Genomic DNA, 6,578 nt, shown 5'->3' on the forward strand with positions numbered 1-6,578 from the left:
CCTCCGAGCCGTTCTGACGCGCCACGGGTATGAGGTGCATACGGCGACCAGCGGGGAGGAAGGGCTGAACCGTTTCCGACACGATACCCCCCGCGTCACAATTCTCGACCTCCGGATGCCCGGGATGGATGGGCTGAGTGTCCTGAAGGAGATTCGTGCGGTCGATCCACACGCGCCGGTTATCATCTTGGGAGGTGGTGCGACTGAAATTCAGGAGAATCAAGCGCGCGCCCTGCGCGTTACGGATTTTATCCGGAGGGGCCTATCCCTCGATGTGCTGGTAGAGGCCGTAAATCGAATCGTTCAGCAGCCAATGAAGAGAGCCGATGCCGAAGACCGTACTGCGGTAACAGTTCCAACACCTGATGCAGGAGAAACAGTTCTCGTTGTTGACGACGAAGATCTCGTCCGTGATTTATTGGTCCAATTCCTCAGTTTGCGCGGCTATAAAGCCCTCGGCGTGAAGGATGCCCACGAAGCACTGAAGATGGTCGAACAGTCCTCGCCCGACCTGATTCTACTGGATCTCATGTTACCGGGGACCAATGGCGTCGAATTGCTAAGAAGACTTCGGGATAGGAGTTTCTCCGGCGCCGTAGTGATCATCACCGGCAGCTACGACGAGGAGTTACTGCAGGAAGCCTGGTCTCTGAACCCTCAAGAAGTCATCACCAAGCCGGTTGATCTCGAAAAACTGCTCGCTGTTGTCCAGCTTGTGCTGGTGTGCCGCGAATGCTAAAAGTTTCCCGATGTGTATCGGCACCACGGCATTTAATCGAACTGTACTTCTTGCCCTTCTTCTACTGATAGCTCCTGGCCAAACGCATGCCTCGTTTCCTGAGTCACGCAGCGTCTTTCAGCACCATTTAACCGTCGAACTGGGCCCGGACACTCACGAACTGGTTGCAAGAGACGAGATGGAACTCGAAACCCAGGGTCAACCTGGCGAGGTCACTTTCACCCTTGCTCCCAGCCTGCGTGTCGAATCGATTCAGCTCCTTTCCCGGGGGAAAGGCGAATCCTCTCAGATAGAACGCGATGTGCCGTTCGAGTGCAAAATTCTTCCTGAGCCATCCACCCAGCAGGTCGTTGTCACGCTGCCTAAGCATATGGTTGGTCGCATCACGCTGTTGTGGAGCTATCGCGGAGTCATCGACGATCCTCCCAAGGAACCGCGGCACCTGCGCTTTGTGACTCCGAGCGAGACCTCCGGGCATATCGGTCCCGAAGGGGTGTATCTCAGCAGTGAGAGCCAGTGGTATCCGGACATCGAGGGATCGCTCGCCCGGTTTGCTGTGAATGCTGCTGTTCCGCCAGAATGGACGGTCGTGACTCAAGGCCGCAAACTTGAGGAGAGGAAGGCGGAAGGTAAAAGCATTTCCACCTGGGCCGTGCGGGAACCAACGGAGGCTTTGACGCTGGTTGCCAACAAGTTTGTTGGGAAGCACAGGAATTGGAGTGGGTCTCGCAGGCAGAATGTCGAACTATCGACGTACTTCTTGCCAGGAAATGCGGCCCTCGCCGATGAATACCTTGATGCCACCGCAAAATACCTCGATGTCTACACTGACCTGCTCGGGGACTACCCGTTCGATAAATTCGCCGTGGTGGAAAATTTCTTTGCCAGCGGTCTCGGCATGCCGTCGTTTACGTTGTTGGGAAGCGGGATCATCAAGCGGCATTACGTCCAGCCTTATGCCTTGGGTCATGAGATCGTGCATTCCTGGATAGGCAATGCGGTCTTCAACCGGATCGATCGAGGTAATTGGGTCGAGGGACTGACGACCTACTTGTCGAACTATTACTGGCACGAACAGGCCGGCGATCAGCGTCAGGCGCGCGATCAGCGCCGGATGATGTTTCGTGGCTACAATCTGCATGTTCCAATGGAACGCGACTATCCCGTCAGCCAGTTTTCACGAAAAAAGGACGAGCGTGATAATGCCATTGGCTATCAAAAAGCCGCGATGGTCTTTCATCTCTTGCGACAGGAAATCGGTGAAGACGCGTTTTGGACGGCCCTCAAACGGCTTGTTGCGCAGTATCGAGGACGCCATGCGGAATGGAGCGATCTGGAGCAGGTCTTTGCGGAGGCAGCCGGGCGGGACCTCCGTTGGTTTTTTGCTCAATGGATCGAAGCCCCCGGAGCACCGGAGCTTTCCCTGCACGCTGCGTCGGCAACTCCCATTTCCGATGGTGGAGACCAGGCATTTCGCCTGGTGGCGACGATAGTCCAAACCGGTAGAGCTTTTCGATTAACGGTACCATTGACCGTCAAGCTCATCGACGGCCATGAGCAAATTGTGCATGTGCCTGTCGATCGCGAACGTAATGTTGTGGATGTCACATTGCCGGCTAGGCCGGTTTCGATCGAACTCGATTCCGAAACAATGATTTTGCAACGGGTGCCGCGTGGGTCATTGCCGCCGGTTTTGAATCACTTCGTTACGGACCAGCATCGTTCCGTGGTTCTGGCGTTTTCAGATCCGCCGAACGGTACACTTCATCCTTTTCGCGGCATCGTCAAGCGAATCGAAAGTCAGGACAGCCAGAAACCTGAGACGGATCGAGCCTCCATCGAGTCGATTGGGGGAAACGGACTGTTGCCACGCGAAGGATCGGTGTTAGTATTGGCAAGCCCGGAGTGGAAGGCGGCGCTGCGAACCATTGTGAGTGCCCATTGCGGGGATCATCTGGAATTCCACGAAGGCGGGGTAAGATTAAATGGTTCGACATATGAGGGATCGGACCTGGTACTTTTGGTGAGTTGCCATCGAACTGATCGACCCGGCAGTGTCGTGACGCTGTTGTATGCAGAATCCCCGGAGGCAGCCACCGTGGTATCCAGGCTGTTGTTTTTTTACGGATGGAATAGTTATGTCGTGTTCAAGAACGGAAGTCCCGTTGCCCGCGGTGAATGGGCAACGGCACAGGATCAGATGGAGGTAGAGATTCATGGGTCTGAAGCAATTCGCTAGTTTCAGTGCGGTGTTCTTGTGCCTAGTCGGTTATGCAGCATCTAGTTGCCTAGCCGGGGAGGCCGGAGCCAACATCGAGCCCGCACCGGTATCGGGTGTCGAGCGGCACTTCAAGAACATCCGCCAACTCACATTCGGTCGTCAAAACGCCGAGGCCTATTTTTCCTTCAACGGGTCGAAACTCATCTTTCAATCGACGAACAACTGGATGAAGGATTCGTTCGCTGCCACGCTCAAGCCGGCCGACGAACCGCTCGGCTGCTACCAGATGTACGTCATGGATTTGGATAGCGAGATGGTCCGCTTGGTGAGCACCGGTACCGGCGCGACGACCTGCGGGTATTTTTTCCCCGGCGATCGGCGGGTGATTTATGCGTCGACTTGGGCGTCCGGTCCTAACTGCCCGCCGAAACCGAAACGAGAAGGGGCCTACCGCTGGGCGCTAGACGATTACGACCTCTATGCAGTTCGCATCGACGGCCAGGAGATGCAGCGGTTGACCGTGTCGCCGGGCTATGACGCGGAAGCCACCGTATCCCCGGACGGCAAGACGATTGTCTGGACGTCGGTGAAGGACGGCGATCTTGACATCTACGCGATGAACCTCGACGGCACCAAGCCTCGCCGATTGACGGAGGAAGTCGGATATGACGGCGGAGCGTTCTTTTCTCCCGACAGCAAACGCATCGTCTATCGAGCCCACCATCCGAGTGAACCGGCCGAAGTCGCCAAGTACCAGGAGTTGCTGAGCAAGCGGTTGGTGGAGCCAGGTCAGCTCGAAATATTCGTGATGAATGCGGACGGAAGCGGCAAGCGACAGGTGACTTCGAACGGGGCTTCGAATTTTTCCCCGTTCTTCCATCCCGATGGGAACCGAATTATCTTCTCATCGAACGTGGAAACGAGGGAGGAGGGAGAGCGACCGAGTTTTCATCTGTATTTGATCGGCGACGACGGAGCCAATCTTGAACGGCTGACGTTCGAAGGGCACTTCAACAGCTTTCCCATGTTTTCTCCAGATGGCAAACGTGTCGTCTGGGTGTCGGACCGCCAGGCGAAGTCGCCCGGTGAGTTCAACATCTTTATCGCGGACTGGATTCCCTGAGGGAATGGTACGGGGCATGAGGTGAGCGGCGAGACGACCCGAGGGGAAACTGCATCTTCGAAGCCCCTTGGCACGCATCTCTTCCCTCTGGCATGTTCCTGCGCGTCACTTCTTGTTTCCTTTTGCGGGCTGTTCCCATTCGATCTTCCCATCACACACTACGTGCGCTCTGTCACGAACCGATTTCATCTCGCCATCCCTTGGATGGCATTTACAAGTGACACCGGAGATTGGATCGGGAAGGGAACGAACCTTATCGTGGTGAGTGTGGTTTTATTGGGGGTAGGTTGGGCATTGTCCCGACCGACCATGCTCAAGGCTGGTATCGAAAGCGCCATTGCGCATGGATTAGCCGGGGTTCTGTCGAATGGGTTGAAACATCTCGTGGGCCGGCCACGCCCTAAATTCGTTCATTCAGGAGAATGGCAGATTGCACCTTCCATGCAGTCCGGGTGGGATTCGTTCCCATCCGGCCATACGTCGGCGACATTTGCCATTGCCACCGTCTTCATGAAACGGTTTCCTCTGCTCACTCCGTTGTGGCTCGGCATTGCCGCGTTCGTCGGCCTCAGTCGGATGCTTCGCGGTTCGCATTTCCCGACAGACGTCTTCGGCGGAGCTGTCCTGGGCGTCGTATGCGGTACAATTGCTGCTGCGCCGTGGGGCGAGTGGCGCACAGCGTTTGTAGAAGGGCTGCGACATGCTGCTATTGGAGCGGCTGTTGCATTCGGCCTCTTGTGGACGTTGGCTCGTCCTCTGGATTCAGGCTTGATCGGCACACTTTTGATCGGCCTGGGCTCTTGTTCCGTTGCCGCAGGATTCTGGCTGCGGCGTGACAGGTGGCTAGAGGGTAGGCGGGAGCAGCCGTTCACCGAGCGGCAGGCGAAGTTTTCTTTGGCCTTGATCGCGTATGGTCTGGCATGCATGACGACCGAGCCTCTTGTATCGGCCTCGGCCGGTCTCGCCTTTCTGGCCTTCTATGTTTCAACCGCCGACCAGACTGCGTCTCACGATTTTGCTCGTCAAAGAGTGTTGGTACAGGAAGGAGTGCTTGCCATCGCCATTCTCGCTTCGCTCACTGTTCTATTCGGAGCCCGCTCAGTTTTGCCGTTTTAATGTGGTGAAAGGGGACGGTCCGTCGAAGCTGGAGGTCCTGCTCCTTCCGGGATTTCAACCATCGGTTCGTTGGCCAGCAAGAGATAACCGTGGCGCTTGAGGATCGGCTGGTACGACTCCGTCTCTTTCGGTAATGCGCTCAGGAACGATTCCGGCACGATGATCATCGTGCGCCCGTCGTGAGAGAGGGCCTGGCGGAGCCGGTCGATTTCTCCGGAGGGGATGAACTCGACTCTGCGCCTTGCGTAAAAGGCCAGCGAAGGCCTCGTCGATCCAAACGCGATCAATCGATCATTGGAACCGAGATTGACGCCGGCGGCATAGGCAAGGACTTGAGGGGGCGAAACAAAGTATCGATTGAGGCCGGGGATGACGAGAAAGAGCAATGTCACGACGAGTAGGCCCAGTGAAGCGCAAGCGGCCCAAAAGGCGCCTGCCCGTTTGGAGTCGTTCAATCCGAAATACCCGACCAGTGCCATGCCGATCAATAAGAGAATCGATGCGACATAGGGTCCGCTTCCCAAGTCCATTTGCGTGGCCAAGGGGAATTCCTTCGTGAGCTTTCCGGCGATCTTAGGATAGAGCGACGGGAGCGAGGCGAAAGCAATGGCAAGGAGATACCCGATAACCATCATGGTATGGATCGACGCGCGAAGCCCCTTCGTCGTCGAATTTTCAAGGCCGCGGCTCCAATAGCAGGCGGTGAGGATCGCTGCGCCGGGGAAGAGCGGCCCAATATAGTGGGGGAGTCTGGTTGACGACAGGGTGAAAAAGACTAAGACGCCCACCACCCACGCTGCGGCAAACCATTCCAGCTCCTGAGGCGCCGGGCGTTCAAGGGGAGGATTGTCGCCAGAAGCCTCAGGAGAGGGGTCCGCTCGTCTCTTCCCTCTATCTTCGCGCCAGCTCTTGTAGGCGTGATACCAGGCGAACGGCAGCCATCCGCTCCAGGGGAAAAACCCGAGCAGCAAGACCGGAATATAGAAAAAATAGGTAAAGTTGTGGCCTTCCATCGGACTGAGGAACCGGCCTACTGTGTGGGCTTTGGCGATGGTCAGGTATTCCTGCCCGTGTATTGTCCACATAACGACGTACCATGGCACAGCCATTCCCGTCAGCAAGATCGTCCCCAAAATGGGAAAGCCCGTTTCCCAATAGAGCCGCCAGCGTGAACTGATAGTCAAGTACAGGGCGACTGTGACCATGGGGACGAGGAACCCGACAGGGCCCTTCGTCAATGTTCCCAGTGCCATGCCGACATAAAATAGCCAGTGCCAGTGCCGCTGGGGACCGGTTCCGTTCAAACCGAGCCAAAATCCGAAAAGCGAGGCCGTCGTAAAAAACATCAACACCGCGTCGGTAAGCGCCATGCGGCTCAG

5 protein-coding genes are annotated in these 6,578 nt (G+C 56.5%); 4 read left to right on the top strand and 1 reads right to left on the bottom strand.

What is annotated here, in order from left to right:
- The 4 genes from ACWVCN_RS05610 to ACWVCN_RS05625 all read left to right on the top strand — a co-directional run.
- Positions 1-739: response regulator (locus ACWVCN_RS05610; protein WP_455244552.1), on the top strand; the 739-nt coding region annotated here is incomplete at its 5' end.
- Between the two features lie 178 nt (positions 740-917).
- Entirely contained in the window at positions 918-2,978 is a 2,061-nt protein-coding gene (locus ACWVCN_RS05615; RefSeq protein WP_455244553.1) for a M1 family metallopeptidase, read from the top strand.
- A complete protein-coding gene (locus ACWVCN_RS05620; RefSeq protein WP_455244554.1) occupies positions 2,956-4,083 on the top strand; it encodes a hypothetical protein in 1,128 nt (375 codons plus the stop codon). Before ACWVCN_RS05615 ends, ACWVCN_RS05620 begins: the two co-directional genes overlap by 23 nt.
- 204 nt (positions 4,084-4,287) lie before the next feature.
- Entirely contained in the window at positions 4,288-5,199 is a 912-nt protein-coding gene (locus tag ACWVCN_RS05625; protein WP_455244555.1) for a phosphatase PAP2 family protein, read from the top strand.
- On the opposite strand, the gene ACWVCN_RS05630 is transcribed toward ACWVCN_RS05625, so the two are convergent.
- On the bottom strand, positions 5,196-6,578 hold a 1,383-nt coding region (locus ACWVCN_RS05630), incomplete at its 5' end, for an ArnT family glycosyltransferase (protein ID WP_455244556.1). The two genes, ACWVCN_RS05625 and ACWVCN_RS05630, sit on opposite strands and share 4 nt — an antisense overlap.

Source organism: Petrachloros mirabilis (assembly GCF_975968855.1).